The sequence below is a fragment of the Longilinea arvoryzae genome (assembly GCF_001050235.1).
Taxonomy (GTDB): domain Bacteria; phylum Chloroflexota; class Anaerolineae; order Anaerolineales; family Anaerolineaceae; genus Longilinea; species Longilinea arvoryzae.
On the sequence record NZ_DF967972.1, the window covers coordinates 3,696,814 to 3,716,299 of the forward strand.

Annotated in this window: 16 protein-coding genes and 1 tRNA gene; 8 read left to right on the forward strand and 9 right to left on the reverse strand. The window is 55.9% G+C overall.

What is annotated here, in order from left to right; translation table 11 throughout:
• Positions 1 to 96 precede the first annotated feature (96 nt).
• Positions 97 to 1,497 (reverse strand): cysteine--tRNA ligase, encoded by a 1,401-nt coding sequence (cysS, locus tag LARV_RS16590; protein ID WP_075074688.1) that lies wholly within the window; start codon positions 1,495 to 1,497, stop codon positions 97 to 99.
• A gap of 19 nt (positions 1,498 to 1,516) precedes the next feature.
• The gene (locus tag LARV_RS16595) at positions 1,517 to 2,617 is read right to left on the reverse strand and encodes a PIN/TRAM domain-containing protein (protein WP_083522651.1); all 1,101 of its coding nucleotides are present in this window, start codon (positions 2,615 to 2,617) and stop codon (positions 1,517 to 1,519) included.
• Positions 2,618 to 2,772: 155 nt separating this feature from the next.
• Here LARV_RS16595 and LARV_RS16600 point away from each other — a divergent pair.
• Positions 2,773 to 2,845 (forward strand) — tRNA-Glu (locus LARV_RS16600).
• A gap of 108 nt (positions 2,846 to 2,953) precedes the next feature.
• On the opposite strand, the gene LARV_RS16605 is transcribed toward LARV_RS16600, so the two are convergent.
• The gene (locus tag LARV_RS16605) at positions 2,954 to 3,763 is read right to left on the reverse strand and encodes an aldo/keto reductase (RefSeq protein WP_075074689.1); all 810 of its coding nucleotides are present in this window, start codon (positions 3,761 to 3,763) and stop codon (positions 2,954 to 2,956) included.
• Positions 3,764 to 4,014: 251 nt separating this feature from the next.
• Positions 4,015 to 4,995 carry an SPFH domain-containing protein gene (locus tag LARV_RS16610; RefSeq protein WP_075074690.1) on the reverse strand — a complete coding sequence of 327 codons (981 nt, stop codon included), beginning with the start codon at positions 4,993 to 4,995 and terminating at the stop codon, positions 4,015 to 4,017.
• A 186-nt stretch (positions 4,996 to 5,181) separates the two neighbouring features.
• Here LARV_RS16610 and LARV_RS16615 point away from each other — a divergent pair, with 186 nt between their 5' ends.
• On the forward strand, positions 5,182 to 5,361 hold the full coding sequence (locus LARV_RS16615; protein ID WP_075074691.1) for a hypothetical protein: 180 nt from the start codon (positions 5,182 to 5,184) through the stop codon (positions 5,359 to 5,361).
• 64 nt (positions 5,362 to 5,425) lie between these two features.
• Here LARV_RS16615 and LARV_RS16620 read toward each other — a convergent pair whose 3' ends face one another.
• The 3 genes from LARV_RS16620 to LARV_RS16630 form a co-directional block, all read right to left on the reverse strand.
• The gene (locus tag LARV_RS16620; protein WP_075074692.1) at positions 5,426 to 6,253 is read right to left on the reverse strand and encodes a carbohydrate ABC transporter permease; all 828 of its coding nucleotides are present in this window, start codon (positions 6,251 to 6,253) and stop codon (positions 5,426 to 5,428) included.
• Entirely contained in the window at positions 6,250 to 7,323 is a 1,074-nt protein-coding gene (locus LARV_RS16625) for a carbohydrate ABC transporter permease (protein WP_236709997.1), read from the reverse strand. Before LARV_RS16625 ends, LARV_RS16620 begins: the two co-directional genes overlap by 4 nt.
• A gap of 209 nt (positions 7,324 to 7,532) precedes the next feature.
• The gene (locus tag LARV_RS16630; protein WP_075074693.1) at positions 7,533 to 8,861 is read right to left on the reverse strand and encodes an ABC transporter substrate-binding protein; all 1,329 of its coding nucleotides are present in this window, start codon (positions 8,859 to 8,861) and stop codon (positions 7,533 to 7,535) included.
• 342 nt (positions 8,862 to 9,203) lie between these two features.
• Between LARV_RS16630 and LARV_RS16635 the strand changes: the two genes are divergently transcribed.
• From LARV_RS16635 to LARV_RS16660, 6 genes are all read left to right on the forward strand, one after another.
• Positions 9,204 to 10,208 carry a LacI family DNA-binding transcriptional regulator gene (locus tag LARV_RS16635; RefSeq protein ID WP_075074694.1) on the forward strand — a complete coding sequence of 335 codons (1,005 nt, stop codon included), beginning with the start codon at positions 9,204 to 9,206 and terminating at the stop codon, positions 10,206 to 10,208.
• A gap of 128 nt (positions 10,209 to 10,336) precedes the next feature.
• Positions 10,337 to 11,713: an ABC transporter substrate-binding protein gene (locus LARV_RS16640; RefSeq protein WP_075074695.1), complete on the forward strand. Its 1,377-nt coding sequence runs from the start codon at positions 10,337 to 10,339 to the stop codon at positions 11,711 to 11,713.
• 177 nt (positions 11,714 to 11,890) lie between these two features.
• Positions 11,891 to 13,003 (forward strand): carbohydrate ABC transporter permease, encoded by a 1,113-nt coding sequence (locus tag LARV_RS16645; protein WP_407936374.1) that lies wholly within the window; start codon positions 11,891 to 11,893, stop codon positions 13,001 to 13,003.
• Between the two features lie 20 nt (positions 13,004 to 13,023).
• Positions 13,024 to 14,112 (forward strand): carbohydrate ABC transporter permease, encoded by a 1,089-nt coding sequence (locus LARV_RS16650; RefSeq protein WP_083522762.1) that lies wholly within the window; start codon positions 13,024 to 13,026, stop codon positions 14,110 to 14,112.
• Positions 14,113 to 14,116: 4 nt separating this feature from the next.
• A complete protein-coding gene (gene treS, locus LARV_RS16655) occupies positions 14,117 to 15,745 on the forward strand; it encodes a maltose alpha-D-glucosyltransferase (protein WP_075074698.1) in 1,629 nt (542 codons plus the stop codon).
• A 15-nt stretch (positions 15,746 to 15,760) separates the two neighbouring features.
• Complete coding sequence (locus tag LARV_RS16660; protein ID WP_075074699.1) at positions 15,761 to 17,716, forward strand: alpha-amylase family glycosyl hydrolase; 1,956 nt, start codon at positions 15,761 to 15,763, stop codon at positions 17,714 to 17,716.
• A 2-nt stretch (positions 17,717 to 17,718) separates the two neighbouring features.
• Here LARV_RS16660 and LARV_RS16665 read toward each other — a convergent pair whose 3' ends face one another.
• Both LARV_RS16665 and LARV_RS16670 read right to left on the reverse strand, forming a co-directional pair.
• Entirely contained in the window at positions 17,719 to 18,585 is an 867-nt protein-coding gene (locus LARV_RS16665) for a DMT family transporter (protein WP_075074700.1), read from the reverse strand.
• A gap of 202 nt (positions 18,586 to 18,787) precedes the next feature.
• Positions 18,788 to 19,420, reverse strand: coding sequence for a hypothetical protein (locus LARV_RS16670; protein ID WP_075074701.1), 633 nt, complete (start codon positions 19,418 to 19,420; stop codon positions 18,788 to 18,790).
• Positions 19,421 to 19,486: the final 66 nt, after the last annotated feature.

The window sequence follows — 19,486 nt, forward strand, 5'->3', positions numbered from 1 at the left end:
TGCTTCCTTTTCACTGTCAAACTTAATGGCGTGGTTGGTCAAAAAAAGGGCGATGCGGTTCATCCTGCCGAGCATCGCCCTTTTCAGGTGTCGAAATCAATCAAAATGCCAGGTACTGCCTTCCTTCGAATCCTCGAGTGTCACGCCCAGCGCCTTCAACCGGTCGCGCACCAGATCCGAGAGCGCCCATAACTTTTGCTTGCGCAGTTCACCGCGCACCTCCAGCAGCAGGTCGATGAATGGACCGGCCTCGCCGCCGCCCGTCTCGGCCTTCTTCAAGGTCAGGCCGAGCACGCCCGCCAGCCTGTGCAGGTGATCCTGCGCGGGCTTCAATTCGGCGTCGCTGGCGCCGTCGGCGCGAGTCTGGTTGATTACGCGCACCAATTCGAAAAGCGCAGCCAGCGCACCAGCGGAGTTGAAATCATCGTCCATGGCATCGATGAAGGCCTGCTCGCTGGCCTTTTCCTGCCCGCTCAGCACCGACCGGCTGGCATCCGGCGCACCCTTCGCGCCCGGCAAGGCCGGTTTTAGCGCCGAAGCGAGGCGCTCGACACCCTTCTCAGCCTGGTCGATGACCTCATTATTAAAAGTAAGCGGACCGCGGTAACCCGAATTGAGCACCATGAAGCGCATGATATCCGCGCTGTGCTGGGCCAAAAAATTTTCGATGGTCACGATGTTACCCACCGATTTGGACATCTTCTCGCTACCCAACTGCAGCATGCCATTGTGCACCCAGTAGCGCGCGAAAGGCTTGCCGGTCAGGGATTCGGTCTGGGCGATTTCGTTTTCGTGGTGCGGGAACACCAGGTCGTTGCCGCCGCCGTGAATGTCGATTTGCTCGCCCAGGTGATGCAGATTCATCGCCGAGCATTCGATGTGCCAGCCGGGGCGCCCCTGACCCCACGGGCTCTCCCAGGCGGGTTCGCCGGGTTTGGCGCCTTTCCACAGGGCAAAATCCATCGGGTTCTCTTTCAACTCACCCACTTCGATGCGCGCGCCGGCCTGCATGTCATCCAGCTTGCGTCCGGAAAGCCGCCCGTAATCCGCGTCCTTTTCCACCCGGAAGTACACGTCCCCGCCGGCAGGGTAGGCATAACCGCGATCGATCAGGCCCTGAATCATGGCGATAATCTGCGGGATTTCCTGCGTGGCGCGCGGGTTGATGCTGGCCGGGAGGACGTTCAAGCCCTGCAGGTCCTTGGCGTAATCCTGGATATAGCCTTCGGCGAGTTTGAAAGGATCGACGCCTTGCTGGTTGGCGCGGTTGATGATCTTATCATCCACATCGGTGAAGTTCATGACGAATTTCACTTCGTAACCGCGGAACAGCAGGTAGCGCCGGATGATGTCGAAAACCAGCGCCGACATGGCATGCCCAACATGCGCCTTACTGTAAACGGTCGGGCCGCAAACGTACATGCGCACCTTGCCGGGTTCGAGTGTGTCGAATTCCTCTTTCCGGCGGGACAGGGTATTGTATATTTTTAAGGACATCGCGGTCTTCCTCTCTCGGTTAACGATCGCGTTCTTCGGGTCGCGCGAAGATCATACGCCCGGCCGCAGTTTGCAAAACCTTGGTTACCGTCACCGGAATTTCCTGATTCATGTAGTCCCGACCGTTTTCGACAACCACCATGGTGCCGTCATCCATATAGCCGACGCCCTGGTTCAATTCCTTGCCTTCCTGAATGACGCGAATGGCCAGCGCTTCACCCGGCAGGAGCACCGATTTGACGGCGTTGGCCAGTTCATTGACGTTCAGCACCAGCACGCCCTGCAACTCGGCGATGCGGTTGAGGTTGTAATCATTGGTCAGGATGGGACATTTCATCTGGCGGGCCAGAATGACCAGCTTGTCATCCACCTCGCGCACACCCTCGACGTCGATGTCGGTCAGGCGCACCGGAATGGATGGTTCTTTCTGCAGGGCTGCGAGCACTTCCATGCCGCGCCGGCCGCGCTGCCTGCGCAGACTGTCCGGCGAGTCGGCGATATATTGCAACTCGGCCAGCACAAAGTGCGGGATAAGCAGCGCTCCCGGCAGGAAGCCGGTGTGGGCGATGTCAGCAATGCGCCCGTCGATGATCACGCTGGTGTCGAGCAGTATGGTGCGGCTATCTGCCCAATTCAGGCCGGTCTCGTGGCCGTGCGCTTCGGCGCCAGCGCCGCCGGCCTTACCCGTGATGGCGCTGAAAACGCTGAAAAGGTCCGACTGGCGCATCACGAAAACGGAAACGCCCAAGTACCCAAAGATCAGCACACCCAGGAAGGGCAGGATGTTACCGAACGGATCTGGCAGCAGGGAAATGGGGAACGCCAAAAGCGCGGCGACCAGAAGCCCCGCGATCAATCCGACGAATGCGGAAAATAAGGACTGCGCAGAAATGCGCCCCAACAGCGAACGCAATGCGCGTACCGGACGGGTTGTGATAAACGGCGTGAGAATTAATCCCACCAAAGCGCCAACCAGGCCGATGGTAAACGCATACTGTTCAACGGTGAAATTCGTCACCCCGGGGCCGATTGCCAGGCGTCCCAAGTGCGTGCCCCAGTACACGCCCAGAATTGCGAAAACAATCATGCCAATTAAACGAAAAATGAAATCAATGCTCATAATAATGACTCCTTGACCCCATGTTAAGGTACAGAATAAAAAGGGAATGATGTCATAAAATGATAGCACTTGTCAAAGGGCAAGTCAATAAAGCCATCTGTATAATATTGTTGACACCCACCCCAGGCCATGATAAAATTTCGCAGTTCGTGACCGCCCCCATCGTCTAGTGGCCCAGGACGTGGCCCTCTCAAGGCCAAAACTCCGGTTCGAATCCGGATGGGGGCACACTCCAATATCCGCTGAAAGGCGGTTTTTTTTATCCCTCGCACCCATCGGGTGCAGGCACCTCGATGGTGTGAGAGGGCCATAACTCCGGTTCGTTTATACCCGAACTCAGGCAAGCCGCTGCATTTCTTCTTCGCTCAATCGGATATCCGCCGCCAGCAGATTCTCGGCTTGGTGCCGCGGATCGAGGGACATGGGGATGGTAATGACACGCGGCTGCGTGGTCAGCCAGGCCAGGGCAATCTGATACGGCGAAACGCCGCGAGACCCGGCCATTGCCAACAGGTTCTTATTGCCTTTCACGAAGCGATGTTTCACTGGCGTGTAAGCTGTAAGCAAGATATCGTTCTGCTGGCAGTATTCCAGAACACCATTGAGTACATAGGTACGATCCGGAACGCAATAGGAGACCTGGTCGGTCAGAAGCGGCGTTTCAGCCAACCGCTCAGCCTGCTTGAGGAGCTTCAAATTAAAATTGCTTACCCCAAGATGGCGCACCTTCCCCTGCCGAACCAGTACATTGAGGGCCCGAAAGGTTTCCGGCAGGTTCATCCCCTGCTTTGGCCAGTGGATCAGGTACAAATCCAGGTAATCCATTTCCAATCGGCGCAGGCTGCTTTCGCAACAGCGCAGCACATCCTCGTACGCCAGATGATCCGGAGAGACTTTCGATGTAAGGAAGAGCTTATCACGCGCCACGCCGCTTTCACGCACCGCCTTGCCGAGCAATTCTTCTGCGTGACCCGCCGCATAGACTTCAGCCGTATCGAAAAGCGTATAGCCCAATTCCAGCGCTGATCGCAATGCGGCCATGAAACGATCATCGCCTGTCAGATCAGCGTTTTCCTGACCGCCAATCGTCCAGGTTCCAAATCCGATCTTGGGGATAAGCAATTCGCGAATCGTCTCGTATCTCATCCAAAGAATTATAGACCCGGTCATGGCACCAAAGTGCCAGACAGGCTTCGGATTTATGGATATCCAAGGTCGCCCGCCTCCGACCTCCAAGGCATTTCAATCTCCGCCTTGATCCCCGCCATGGTTTGGGCGGCAAACGCCCGGCTAGGGCGACCTTCGGCTGCAATCTTCCGCACGGTTCTGGCGACGCCTTTTCGACAACCGGTCTTCCTGGCATGTACATCTTTTCCCGCCGGCAGGAAGGAATAATCTCAAGGCGTCGAAGTCGGTTCCAGGACTGCCGTGGCACCGGTCAGGTCGATCAGGGGCAGCGAATCACCATTGCTGATGATCCACTTGCTGTTCTGGCTGAGTTCCCTGGCGATCAACACCTGGATGTACTGCTCGGCCAGCGCGCCCTTGCCGTCCAATTCGGCCAGCAGCGCTCGAATCCCGGCGATCTCGGCCTCGGAACTCATCTGAATGCGCTGGGCGTCGGCTTCGGCCATGCGGGTGATCTGGTAAGCGTCACCCTCGGCTTTCTTCTGGGCGGTATAAAATTCACTGTCGGCCAGTGTTTGCGCCTGGGCGGCATCCGCCACGGCTTTCTCTTGAAGCTGTTTGGCCACCATTTTGTCCTTGATGGCAGACACGACCTCGGCCGGGGGCGATGCATTCTGGATCTGGACCAGGATGAATTCGACGCCGTAACGGGCCTCCTTTTGCTGCAGGGACGTCATCAATTCCTGGTTGATATCCGCCCGCCCGTGCATGACATCATCCATCGAGCGCGTATTGACCAGATCCCGCAGCGTGCCTTTTACGAAACCGGCCACAATTTGTTCGGGTTCGGTGACCTCCAGCGCGAACTTGACCGGATCCGTCACCCGGTAGGTATACAACAGCGACACATCCATGGTGACATCGTCGGCGGTCATGGCCGCCAGGTTATCGATCGTACCCGGACGTTCGGAGACGTTGAGGCCGATGACCGTGTCGACGAAGGGAATCTGGAAATGCCAGCCGGGCTGGTCGATGCCCACGAATCTTCCCCCACGTAAATGTAAGCCGCGTTCATATGGTCGAATTTTGTATACCGACGCCCGCGCCAACGAAAAGACCACGAAAAGGATGAACAGGGTCGCCACAATCAGCCCGGAATTTTTACGCAGTTTTTCGATGAATGTGCGTGGAAGTTTACCTTTTGCTGGCTCTGCTGGAAGATCATCCACATGCTGGAATTCTTGAGACATTTTATTCCTCCCTGGTTGATATCATTTGATTTCGATCTTGCCGAAAAGAGTGCCTGTTGTGACAATTGTTTACCAATATTGTTCAATATTCATACTATCCGACCCTCCCGAAAAGTCAAATTCCTTGGCTTTTCTTAGGTTTTATCTCATTTCACAGCCCACCAAAATTGGCGATATAATCAAGCCATGGATTGGATCGATTGGTTATTGGGGATTGCTTTGATCGCGCTGGTTTGCGTGGCGATTGGCCTGATCTGGTCGCCCTACGGGTACATCGCCGGCGCATTGGTGGGTGGCTTTTTGGCCTGGCGCGCTCTCAGGCAACGTCGAAAGATAATCGAAGGACAAAAAGCGGAAAAGAAATAAAGTGGGAAGCCCGATTGACGCTTCCCACTTTATTTTTGGATACACACCTCTCCAGCCGATTCTCTTACTCTTTCAGAGCCCCCGCCATCAGACCGCGCAGGAAGTACCGTCCGAGGAAGATATAGACCAGCATGGTCGGCAGGGCTGCCATGAAGGTGGCTGCCATCAAAACATTCCACTGGACGAGTTGACTTCCCGCCAGGTTGTTCAAGGCGACCGTCACCGGCCAGTGGGATTGGTTGGTCAGCACGACCGCAAACAGGAATTCATTCCAGGCCTGGGTGAACTGCCAGATGATCACCACCGCGAAGCTCGGGGCGGATAACGGGAACATGATGTATTTGTACATGCCCAGCAGACTGGCTCCATCCATGCGCCCCGCCTCGAGGATTTCGGTTGAAATTCCTGCGTAATAATTGCGAAAAATCAAAGTCGTGATGGGTATACCGTAGATGATATGCACCATCACCAGCCCGGGTAAGTCGCCGTACAGTTGGATCGACTGCATGAACTTCACCAGGGGGATCAAAATACTTTGATACGGGATGAACATGCCAAACAGAATCAAGGAAAAAACGAGATTGGATCCCTTGAATTTCCATTTGGCGAGTAAATAGCCGTTCAACGAACCCAGTAACGCCGAAAGAAGCGCCTCTGGAATGACCATTTTCAGGCTGTTACTGATATTGGGCGCCAGTTGTTTGTAACCCGCGATGAAATTATCGATGTAGAGTCCCCCGCGCGGCAGATCCCACATGGTTTTTAAATCGACCTGATTAAAAGGCTTGAAACCTGTCAGAAGCAGCAGGTAGATCGGCATCAGGTATACCAACGCCAGCAGGATCAGGAAGATATAAAATAGGATATTGATGATCGGTTTGCGGCGGGTCATAGTCTCGTCTCCGTGCGCATACTCTGAACCAGATAGGGGACCACCAGGACGGCCACGCTGATCAACATCAGGATACCAATCGCCGCGCCCTGGGCGTAATTCGTACCGTCGAAGGTCGTAACCCACATATAAATGCCCGGTACATCCAATCGAATATCCTTATTTCCCAATGCAACGATCAGGTCGAAGATCTTCAGCGACATATGCCCGAGGATGATCACGGCGCTGAGGGTGACTGGCTGGAGCATCGGGAAGACGATATACCGGTAAATGTCGAATTCGCTGGCGCCATCCACCCGGGCAGCTTCCCGCAGGTCATCGGAAATGGCGCGCATTCCGCCCAGGTAAAGCGCCATGGTATACCCCGAAAGCATCCACACGGCCGGAATCACCGTAAACGCCATCCCCCAGGGTTGGGGTGTGGAATGCCACAGGCTGATCAAAGAAGTCAATCCCAATTTCTGAAAAATCAAATTGATGCCGGCGGTTCGATCTCCTGTCGCCGGATTCATCAACCATCCCCAAACAACGCCGGCCGCGATGAATGAAATCGACATGGGAAAGAGATACAGGCTGCGAAAAATCGCTTCGCCCTTCAATCTTTGATCCAATAAAATGGCCAATGTCAGGCCGATCAGCAGGCAACCGGCAATGAAAAGCACTGTGAACATCACCGTGTTTCTGACATCGATGAGAAACCGCGGATCGTGAAATAATTCGCGATACTGCGCCAGTCCAACCCAGGTGAAATCCGGGTTGAGGCCTTTCCATTTGCTTAATGAAACTCGTATGGACCAACCGATGAAACCGTAGACGAAAATCGCGACGGCCACAATGGATGGAAAGAGAAGCGTAATGGCCAGGAGGATCTCATTTTCGAACATCATAATGATGACAATAATGCCGCTATAAAAAATCAATCCGCTGACGAGCAGACCGATGGACGTGAAATTCGAATTGAATAAGATCAGGCCGGTTCTGGAAATTAGGCTGATTGAAAAGATGCCCACCAGCATCAGGGCAATCGCAATCAGGAGCTTTGGCAGACTAAGCTTAAATTTAAAGGTCATGGCTTGCCTCCCATCCAGTCATTGGAGACGAATTCCATCACTAAAATCATTCTAGCGCATTTTTCTCGTATAAACATAATTGATCACCTGCTGCGCAAATGGAGGTCTGAACGGCTTTCAGGGCGGGCGTAATTGAGCTCCGGGTTTGGAAAATGGACGGCTCCATGGATGGAGCCGTCCAAATGTGCGTTCAGGAGTCGGCAGAGCGGTTATTTGCAGGTGCCGTCTGATTTGCAGGCATCAGCAAGTGCCGTTTGGAGGACACCCTGTGCAGCGGTATCCATTGCGCTAGCCTGGAATAGACCGATTGCAGTTGTGATCTTGGTCGCCCAGGCCGGAGCCGCAACAACACCGTGCTGCAGGCTGCCGACGACGACATTCGAGGACCAATCCTTGGCTGCATCCTGTGAATACTCGCTGAAGAGCTTCTGGTCGCAATCCGTGCGAGCGCAGATCGATCCCTTCAATGGGTTGAAGGCTTCCTGACCTTCCTTGGAAGCGGCCACAGTCAACCAGGCGGTTGTCTCTTCGGGGTGTTTGGCCTTGGAGGGCATCACAAAGCTGTCGGAGAGGAAGTTGAAGACCCCATATGTACCCGGTGAAACAGCCCAATCGAAATCAGTGTGCGGTTTCAAAGCCAGGCCGTTCGGCGCCGGGTTGGCGAAATAACCATAGGCCCAATCGCCCATGATATTGAAGGCGGCGTCTCCATCCGAAACCATCTTGGAAGCCGGCTGCCAGTCGGAAAGCGTGGAAGCATCCGCATTTGTATAGGAGAGCGCCTTGGCGAAGTTGGCGAGTCCTTTCGTAACATCCGCGCCGGCCCAATCGGTGGTGGGCGGAGTCGTCCAAAGGCCGCTCCACTTGTCAGCGCCGATGGTGCCAATCATCACATTTTCGAACAGGTGAATGGCAGTCCATGGGGCGCCCAGTGACAGGCAGGTCTTGCCAGCGGCTTTGATCACATCGCAGACCGCGAAGAAATCATCCCAGGTTTTGAAATCGGTCTTTGGATTGGCTGTAACGCCGGCGGCTGCAAGGACCTTCGGGTTGTACCAGAGGACATTCGAGCGGTGAATGTTGACGGGTACACTGTAGGGATGGCCATCCTTCGAAATCAACGGCAGGAGGGTCTTGGGAAGAACATCGTTCAGGCCCGTTGTCTTGAACAGATCATCCAGTGGAGCTACCTGCCCGGCAGCCACGTAATTGGCAATGGTTTCCTGTCCGGCGTGCGCCTGCCACGAATCGGGTGGATCGTTGGCCGCGAGACGGGTGGCCAGGACAGCTTTGGCATTCGTGCCAGCGCCGCCGGCTACCGCCGCATTGACGAAGGTGATGTCAGGATACTTGGCGTTGAAGACTTTGACCATTGCCGCCAGGCCATCCGCCTCACCGGGTCCAACCCACCAAGAAAAGACTTCGACCTGCTTTTTTGCAGCCTGGGTGGGGGTTGGGGTAGCCGCAGTGCCACATGCAGTCAGGGCAAATGTGACAATCAGCAAAGCGCTAATCAGGGTCAAAAACTTACTTCGCATGATTTTTCTCCTCATTCTTGTCGGATACGACGGATCTAGAGAGAGACAATTCGTTGAAGTAGGGTGATATTTCCCTCCTTTCTATTAAGTTCATCAATTATTAATATACATTATATATCTCATTATTCAAACGTTATCTATCGGAATTCCTCTTTGTTTTTCAAAGTGCAGCTTTTGGGATCCATTACGGATCGCTGATCCCCTGATCGATCCCGAATCTAAGAATATTTTAAGATTCCTTGACTATTTACCCAGTTGACTTTTAATGGTACTAGATGTATCATCATTTATGTAAGTGCTTACATTAAAGCATTTACATAATTCATTTTTCTCCCCTGTACTATGACAAACAAAACCTCACCCACCATCTATGATGTCGCGCGCCTGGCGGGTGTTTCCATCGCCACCGTTTCACGGGTCCTCAATGACCCGCACAAGGTGAACGAGGAAACCCGCGGTGTGGTGTTGAGCGCCATCAACCGGTTGGGGTTTGTTCCCAAAGCCGAAGCCCGCGCCCGAGCCATGCGTTCCACCGGGCGCATCGGGGTGTTGACGCCTTTCTTCACGGCCCCTTCCTTCGTTCAACGCCTGCGCGGGGCCGCCGAAGCGTTGAGCAGACACAATTATGAACTGGTCATCTATACCGTAAACTCCTCTGCCCTTTTGAATACTTACCTGGAGACTCTGCCGATCGCGCATTCACTGGACGGACTGATTATTCTCTCGTTGCAGTTTAGCGATTCGAACGCAGAGCGTCTGGCCAATCAAGGGTTGGAAACTGTGCTGGTGGAATACCCGCACGCCTCATTGAACAGCATCGAAATCGATGACATTGCCGGCGGTCGATTAGCCGCCGAATATCTCATCCAAAAGGGATATACCAGTTTCGGTTTTATCGGCGACACGACCATACCCGAATTTGGCATTCATCCGATCACACTTCGCTTATCCGGTTTTCGCCATGGCCTGAACGCCGCCGGATTCGACCTGAGTGACGAAAATACACTCCTGGTTCCCTACGACATGGAAACAACCCGCCAGAACGGCCGTGCATACCTGAAGAGACCCGGCCGTCCGACCGCTGTTTTCGCGGCAACGGATTTACAGGCAACTGCTTTGCTGCGAGCAGCTCGCGATATTGGATTAAAGGTACCCCAAGAATTAGCCATTCTCGGTTTCGACGATCTCGACCTGGCGGACTATGTCGGGTTGAGCACAATCAGTCAGCATCTGGATGAATCCGGGCGGGTCGCCGCCGAATTGCTGTTGGCGCGTCTCGCAGATCCCAAGCGCCCGGTCCAACACATTCAGTTGCCTTTAACCGTCATCACACGGGAAACCGCCTGAAACAATCACCGGCTCATTCCCAAACAAAGGAGGTGACTCATTCACACACTTCGGATTGCGCTTCATCTCTATTTTGGGGTCCACAGGACCAATCACCTGTTGATTCACACTATGTTCTTGGAGGAGAAATGAAAAAGTACCTCTGGCAGTTAGTACTCGTTTTGGTCATCGCCAGCATGGCGATCTCCGCATGCGGCACAGCCGCAACCGCCACTAAGGCTCCGTCCACCGGTGGCACAACCGGCGGTCAGGGATCCGAGCAGGGTCAGGAACTGGCAGACGCCTATGCCGGTAAGCTCAAGGGCAAGATCGTTACCATGGCTGGCCCATTCGTCGATAACGATGCGGTGAAATTCAATGACTCGGTTAAAGCTTTCGAAACCGCCACCGGCATCGACATCCAGTATGAAGGCTCGAAGGAATTCGAAGCTTCCATCGCCATCCGTGTCGAAGGTGGAAACGCCCCCGATATCGCCGACCTGCCTCAACCTGGTTTACTCAATACGCTGGTTCAGACCGGCAAGGTCATTGATCTGACCAATGTAATCAACCAGGATTGGCTGAAGAAAAACTACAACCAGTCATGGTTGGATATGTCCATGATGACCGACCCCAACGGCAAGCAGATCATGGCCGGTATCTGGGCGCGTGTGAACGGCAAATCCCTGGTGTGGTACCCAAAGGCCGCGTTTGACAAAGCCGGCTATAAGATCCCGACCACCTGGGATGAAATGATGGCCCTCACCCAGCAGATCGCCGATGACGGTGACACAGCCTGGTGTATCGGCATCGAATCCGGCGCAGCCACCGGTTGGCCTATGACCGACTGGATCGAAGAGACCATGCTGCGCACCACCTCGCTGGAGAACTACGACAAGTGGGTCAAGGGTGAATTGAAGTTCGACTCACCCGAAGTCCGCAAAGCCATCGACTACGTGACCAAGATTTGGTTCAATGATAAATACGTCTATGGCGGCCGTGCGGCTATCGCCACCACTGCTTTCGGGGATGCCCCCAAGCCCATGTTCGACAATCCTCCCAAATGCTGGCTGCACAAGCAGGGCAACTTCATCACCACCTTCTTCCCCGAAGACAAGAAGGCTGGCGTTGATTACGACTTCTTCTACCTGCCCCCCATCGATTCGGCTTATGGCAAACCCGTGCTGGTCGCTGGCGATATCTATGCCATGTTCCGCGATGCCCCCGAAGTCCGCGCTGTGATCCAGTTCTTCTCTACCGGCGCTTCTCTGGAACAATGGGTGAAGGAAGGCGGCGCGATCGCCCCGTACAAGGATGCCAGCCTGGATTGGTACACCAATTCCGTCGATAAGGGCGTTGCCGAGATCATCCAGAACGCCACCTCGCTGCGCTTCGACGGCTCAGACCAAATGCCATCTGCGGTTGGCGCTGGCTCCTTCTGGAAGGAAATGACCTCCTACGTGACCGGCTCCATCGATCTGGATACGGCATTGAAAGAGATCGACGCTTCCTGGCCGAAGAAATAACCAGCCTGCTCAATCCACCTTCACCTTCGGGTAAAGGCATCGATTGAACGCACTGAGGAGCAGGGAAACCACCGCAGGGTGTGACACCCTGCTCCTCCTTTTTTGATCTATACTTAACCATATCCCATTTATCCGCGCATAATCCAAGACCAGCTCGAGAAGGGAGTCGCCATGGCAATGATTAAGGGCGAAAATAAACGGCCCAACATCATGGACTGGTTCACGTCCACGGTTGGACAAATCCTGATATCCCTGTTTGTACCGGCTTTAACTTTCGTTGTCCTTTGGCAGGGATTTATTTTCCTGCGAGATGCCAATGCGCCCAAACTGATCATCGTGTTGGTTGCAGTAGTATGGGGTGTGGGTGGTGTGGCACTGTTGTATTATGTCTCGAACTGGCTGGTGGAAAAAACGTCGCGGCAGTGGTTACACCGCCTTCAACCGTTTGTTTTCGTCGGCCCCGCGATTGTTTTACTGGGCTGGTATCTAGCCATACCGACCCTACGCACCCTGTATTTAAGCTTCATGGATGCCAACAGCCGCCATTTCGTCGGTTTGGAAAACTTCATCTTTGCCTTCACAGACCGCGTCATGCTCGAAGCATTTCGCAACAACCTGCTGTGGATGATCTTCGGCACCGCTTTTAGCGTCGGCCTGGGGCTTGCCATCGCAGTGCTGGCTGATCGCAGCCGCTTTGAAAAAATCTACAAAGCCATTATCTTCATGCCCATGGCGATCTCCTTTGTGGGTGCGGGTGTCATCTGGAAATTCATGTATACCTACAAAGGTGAAGGTTTCGGGGTTGTTGAAATTGGCTTGCTCAACGCGATCCTAATTGCATTGGGCGGTAAACCGCAGCCCTGGCTGACTCAACCACCCTGGAATAATTTCTTTCTGATCGTCATCATGGTCTGGCTGCAAACGGGCTATGCCATGGTCATTCTTTCATCGGCGATCAAATCCATCCCGGCTGAATTACTGGAAGCGGCCCGGGTGGACGGCGCCAATGAATTTCAGGTGTTTTTCCAGATCATGATCCCGGTCATCAAAGGCACGCTGCTCTCGGTCATCACGACCATCGTCATCTTCAGTTTGAAGCTGTTCGATATCGTGCGGGTCATGACCGGCGGAAACAACGGCACGAACGTGATCGCCAACGAGTTTTATATCGAACGGTTTACTTACGGCAACGCCGGACGCGCCAGCGCCATCGCCATTGTGCTGTTGATCGCTGTCATTCCCGTCATCATTTACAACTTGCGGCAATTCCGCGAGAGGAGGGCTTTCTAATGACCACAAAAACCGCAAGCATGAAAAAACGAAAGTCTTCTTCTGGCTTTTGGGTTAATTTCGTGTTGATCCTGATCTGCGTGGTCTGGCTGGTGCCGACCGTGGGTGTGTTGGTTACTTCTTTCCGTGAACCGCAGGATATTTACGGATCCGGCTGGTGGACCGTCTTTCCGCACAAGGGCTGGACGGTAGCCAATGAAATCAATATCGACCCGTCCATCGACGTCGATCAACCCTTCCAGATCGAAGGCATCACCTCCACTTTTACCGAATTGCGCCAGGGCGTCAAACTTAACGATGGTCGTCTGCTCCAGTGGGTAGGCAACAAGCGTACCCACCTGGTGGATGTGAAAACCTACGGCTGGATCGGTTTTGATCTCAAGCTGACGCTGAAAAATTATAAAGACACGATGAGCGGGGGGACGGTAACTTACCTGGATGCTTCTGGCAATCAAATTCAGCGCCAGGGGAACGATCTTGGTGGCGCTTTCCTCAACTCCATTGCTGTGGCGGTACCGTCCACCATCATTCCCATTCTTATTGCAGCCTTCGCCGCTTACGGTTTCGCCTGGATGAACTTTCCCGGTCGCAAAGTACTCTTTACCATTGTGGTCGGGTTGATCGTGGTGCCGCTGCAAATTGCGTTGGTCCCCATTCTGCAGGATTATACCGCGTTGAACCTGAACGGTACTTATCTGGCCATGTGGCTGGCGCATACCGGCTTCGGTCTTCCGCTGGCAGTTTATTTGTTGTACAACTACATTGGTGAGCTGCCGCGCGATATCCTCGAATCGGCCTTCATTGACGGCGCCTCCCATTTCACCATCTTCACCAAATTGATCCTGCCGCTTTCGGTACCGGCGCTGGCTTCCTTCGCCATCTTCCAATTTCTGTGGGTCTGGAACGACTACCTGGTGGCCTTGATCTTCCTGGGTGATAGAAACCGCGTGGTGACGGTGGCATTGGCGGCCATGGTAGGTGAAAAGGGCCAGGATTGGCATCTACTCACCTCCGGTGCGTTCATCAGCATGATCCTTCCGTTGACTGTGTTCTTCGCTCTGCAGCGTTACTTCGTGCGCGGCCTGATGGCCGGTTCAGTGAAGGGTTAGGTGAATGGCGCAGACTTCGAACGTACCCTGGTACAAGCAGGCAGTTTTCTACGAAGTCATCGTGCGCGCATTTTACGACAGCGATGGAGATGGGCACGGCGATTTGTGGGGTTTGATGCACAGGCTGGACTACCTCCAGCGGTTGGGCATCGACTGCATCTGGCTGTTGCCCATCTATCCATCGCCGCTGCGCGATGACGGCTACGACATCGCCGATTACTACAACGTACTGCCCACTTACGGCAGCCTGGACGATTTCAAAGCGCTGGTGAAAGCCGTTCACCAGCGCGGCATGCGCATCATCACCGATCTGGTGCTCAACCATACCTCCGACCAGCATCCCTGGTTCCAGGCGGCGCTGGCCGACCGCAACTCACCCTACCGGGACTATTACGTGTGGAGCGACTCTGACCGGAAGTACAAAGATGCGCGCATCATCTTCCTGGATACCGAGAAATCGAACTGGACCTGGAACGAACAGGCCGGGCAGTTCTACTGGCACCGTTTTTATTCCTCCCAACCTGATTTGAACTTCGACAACCCGGCCGTGCGCGCCGAAATGCTCAATGTGATGCGCTTCTGGCTCGATCTGGGCATCGATGGTTTCCGCACGGATGCGGTGCCGTATTTGTTCGAACGCGAAGGCACCAACTGCGAAAACCTGCCCGAGACGCACGCCTACCTGAAGGAATTGCGCCGCTTCATGGACGACAACTACCCGGGGCGCATCCTGCTGTGCGAGGCCAACCAGTGGCCCGAGGACGTGCGGCCCTATTTCGGCGATGGCGATGAATTTCACATGGGGTTTCACTTCCCATCCATGCCGCGCATCTTCATGTCCATTCGCGCCGGTGACGCTTCGTCGCTCATCGACATCCTCGATCGCACGCCGGCCATTCCGGATAATTGCCAGTGGTGCAATTTCCTGCGTAATCACGATGAGCTGACGCTCGAAATGGTTACCCCGGAAGAGCGCGAATACATGTGGCGCGAATACGCCCCCGAGCCGCGCATGCGCCTCAACCTGGGCATCCGCCGCCGCCTGGCGCCGCTGCTGGATAATGACCCGCGCAAGATCGGGTTGGCCAACAGCCTGCTGTTCACCCTGCCCGGCTCGCCAATCATATATTACGGCGACGAAATCGGCATGGGCGACAACATCCAGTTGTTCGACCGCAACGGCGTGCGCACACCCATGCAATGGACCGGCGGGCTCAATGCCGGTTTCTCGGATGCCGCGCCTGAAAAGCTTTACGCGCCGTTGATCGACGACACTGGCTATACTTACAGGGCCGTTAACGTCGCCCGCGAAGATTCAGACCCGAATTCGCGTTTGAATTTCACCCGTAAACTGATCTCCACCCGCAAACAGGCCCCGGCGCTGGTCCGCGGCGGCTTCACCTGGGTGCAGCCGGGTCAGAATCCGGCCCTGGCAGCCTATCTGCGCGCCACAGATGAGCAGTCTGTGCTGGCGCTGCATAACCTTTCCGATCAGGCCCAGCCCTTCGCTTTTTCGCTGTCTCATACGGGTGTAGTCAGGGATCTTCTTGACGCGGCGAAAGACTTTCCGGTCGAAGGCGAGCTTCGCGTGAGCCTTGCGCCGTACGAGTTCCGCTGGCTGGAACTGCCCTGAAGAGGGAGTCATCCCATGCAAAAAACCACCCCAACAGCTTCCGTCGACCCGGCTGCGCGTTCGCTGGAACGGTTGCTGCCACGCCTGGATGAGCGCTACCGCCGTTTTGCCAGGCAAAAGCCCCAGGAATGGCGGTTGTTTCGATCGCGCCTGGAAGCAAACTTTCCACGCCTCTTCAACCTGCTGCTGCCGCTTTACGGCGGGCAATATGATTTCTTCTACCATCTGGAGAACCTGCTCGACACCCTGGCGCAGGCCTGGATCGAACGCAGGCCCGATCTCAAGGCGCTGGATGAGCGGCGCGAGGCCGATCCAGGCTGGTTTCAGAGCAACCGCATGCTGGGCGGAGTGGGTTACGTCGATCTGTACGCCGGCAACCTGGACGGGATTCGCGCGAAGATCCCCTACTTCACAGAGTTGGGGCTGACCTACCTTCACCTGATGCCGTTGTTTCGCGCCCCGGAAGGTGAAAACGACGGCGGCTACGCCATCAGCTCCTACCGCGAGGTCGATCCGCGCCTGGGCAGCATGGCCGGACTGGCCGATCTGGCTGGCGAACTGCGTCAGAACGGCATCAGCCTGGTGGTCGATTTTGTCTTCAACCACACCTCCAACGAGCACACCTGGGCGCTCCAGGCGCGCGCCGGTGATCCCGAGTACCTGGAGTATTACCTCACCTTTCCCGACCGGGGCATGCCGGATGCCTACGAAAAGACGCTGCGCGAGATCTTCCCGGACGAGCATCCCGGCGCATTCACTTATTTCGCGGACATGCAGCGCTGGGTGTGGACCACATTCCATTCTTATCAATGGGATTTGAACTACCGCAACCCGGCCGTTTTCACCGCCATGGCCGGCGAACTGCTGGCCCTGGCCAACGCCGGGGTGGAAGTGCTGCGCCTGGACGCGGTGGCCTTCATCTGGAAGCAGATGGGCACGGCCTGTGAAAACCTGCCCGAGGCGCACCGGATCATCCAGGCCTTCAATGCCGTGGCGCGCATCGCCGCGCCGGCTTTGCTGTTCAAATCCGAAGCCATCGTCCACCCGGACGACGTGGCCCGCTATATCTCGCTGGATGAATGCCAGCTTTCTTACAATCCGCTGCTCATGGCGCTTTTATGGGAAAGCCTGGCGACCCGGGATGTGCGCCTGCTCGACCTGTCGCTGCGCGAACGGTACCAACTGAAACCCGGCTGCGCCTGGGTCAACTACGTGCGCGTGCACGATGACATCGGCTGGACTTTTTCGGACGAGGACGCCGCCCGCCTGGGCATCGAAGCCTACGGACACCGACGCTTCCTGAACGATTTTTTCACCGGGCGCTTCCCGGGCAGTTTTGCGCGCGGCCTGCCCTTCCAGGAAAATCCCAAAACCGGCGACTGCCGCATCAGCGGCACCTGCGCCTCGCTGGCTGGACTGGAAAAAGCCGTCAACGAGGAAACGGAGCGCGAGGTCGAGCTGGCCATCCGCCGCATCCTGCTGATCTACGCCGTCATCCTGACCACCGGCGGCGTCCCGTTGATTTACCTGGGCGATGAGATCGGCACGCTCAACGATTACGCTTACCGCAACGACCCGCGCAAGCTCAATGACAGCCGTTGGGTGCACCGCCCGGCCGCCGATTGGGAACGCATGCAGCGCCGCAGCGACCCGGCGTCGCTCGAAGGGCGCGTCTATCAGGGCCTGCAGCGCCTGATCCAACTGCGCAAGAGCTGCCCGGCCCTGACCGGCGGACATCTGCAGGGCATCGAGACCGGTTCGACGCGCGTGCTGGGATACCTGCGCGTGCACGAAGGCGAACAGGCGCTGATTTTAGCCAACTTCAGCGAGCAGCCCCAGATCGTCCCGGCCAATCAGTTGCGCCTCTACGGCTTGAGCTACCATTTCACCGACCTTGTCAGCGGCGTCGAAATTCCCTACGGCGATCTGCACCTGGACGCTTACGATTTCTACTGTCTGCAAGGCGCGTAGGCTCAACCGCCCGCTGCCAGCAGCGCCAATCCAATCACCACACCCAGTACACCCGCCGCTTTACGGCGGGTGATTTTTTCGTGAAGAAACAGGCTGCCAGCCAGCAATACGAACAGCGGCGAAGCGTCGCTGACGGCCTTTACCGTGGCCGGTTTGCCGCCCTGCAGCGCGTAGAGCAGCAGCAGCCATTGCGCCAGCACGATGACCGCCCGGCCGGCGGTCAACGGGAGCGTGGAACGCGTCAGCCAGCGGTAATCGGGCCGGAAGAAAAGCTGCGCCAGCAACGCGATCAGCGGAGCGCGCAGAAAATAGAACGTGTACGGATTGAGCAACCGGTTGCCGAGCAGATATTTGATCGGCAGGATGGTTGCCCCGAAGATCAAGGCCGCGCCCAATGGCGCCAGCAGCCGCATGAAACGCGTACCGCGCGCCGGATCGGCTGCCGCGTCAGCGGCGGCCATCTCGCGCTGCAAGACCACGGTCCCGGCCACGATGAGCAGCACAGCCAGAGCATCCATCCACCCCGGCGAGGGGGTAAAGGCGACCAGCCCGGAAAGCAGCAGCGTAAACAGCGGGCTCAGGGAAAGCAGCGCGCTGGCCGTGGCCGCATTATTGATCTCGAAGGCCCGAAAATACAGGAAATTTCCCAGGGTGTCCAGCAGGACCGTCCCGCCCAGAATCGCCACGGTCAACCAGCCGCCCTCGAAATGCCAGAAGAAGGGCACGCCCGGCAGCATCATCAATGCCATCAACATGAAGTTGACGGGGATGAAGTCGCGCGGTGAAATGCGCTGCATGAGCGAACGCGCCGCCAGGTTGGCGCCTGCGCCCAACAACGCCGATGACAAACCGAGCACAAACGGAAGCATTGGAAGAAGACTCACCACGGAGACACGGAGTTCACGGAGAAGAGGGGAATGAGAAGAGCAGAGGAGTGATTCTTCATTCTTGATTCAGAATCTTAGTTATTATCACACAAGGTTCCGAAAAATACTGGTTCATTCAACGAAGGTTAGGGTTTTTCTCATTTCCTTTCTTCTCTGTGTCCTCCGTGCCTCCGTGGTGAAAATTTCAGCACAAACACAACACCCGTTCGAGCACCGCCCGCCGGCGCTGGCCGTAGACATCATCCGGCGCCTGCATCGAAAGCAAACGCTCGCAGGTGGATGCGGCATAGCGCAGTTCGCGCCGCGCGTCTGGCGAGTCCTGTTCGCTCAGCATCAGCAGAGTGTAATAGAAAGGCAGACCCTTCCAGCGCCCAAGGCCATCCCGCAGGCCGTTCACCATCTTCAAACCGGCCTCCAGGCGCCGCTGAGTATCCGCGAAATCGGTCACAGCCAGGTAGCGCAGCCAGCCCACCGCCGCCTGCGCGCACTCGCCCAACGTGCAGCCGTCGGTGAAGCACTTGCCCACCAACCTCTGCCGCGCCTCTTCCAGCGCCATCACCCCGTCCACGGTGGGCGAATCCAGCAGGATCATGGCCCGCGCGCTCTCTTCACAGGTAATGGCATTCATCGCGAAACGGGTGCGCACGTGTTCGCCGGTGAACAGGCGCAGGCCGTCCGTTTCCTCCCGTTCGAGGTTGGCCGCGATCTCGCGCACCAGTTCATAGCGTTCCAACGCCGTCAACGGCTGGCCTTCGAAGAAAGCCAGGTTGCAGCGGTCGAGTGTTTCAGCCAGGGTGGCGGTCATTTGCAGGTCCATCATAACCTCCCAAACGAATACCGATTAAGTCATCCAGATTATAGCACATATTTTCTATAATTCAAG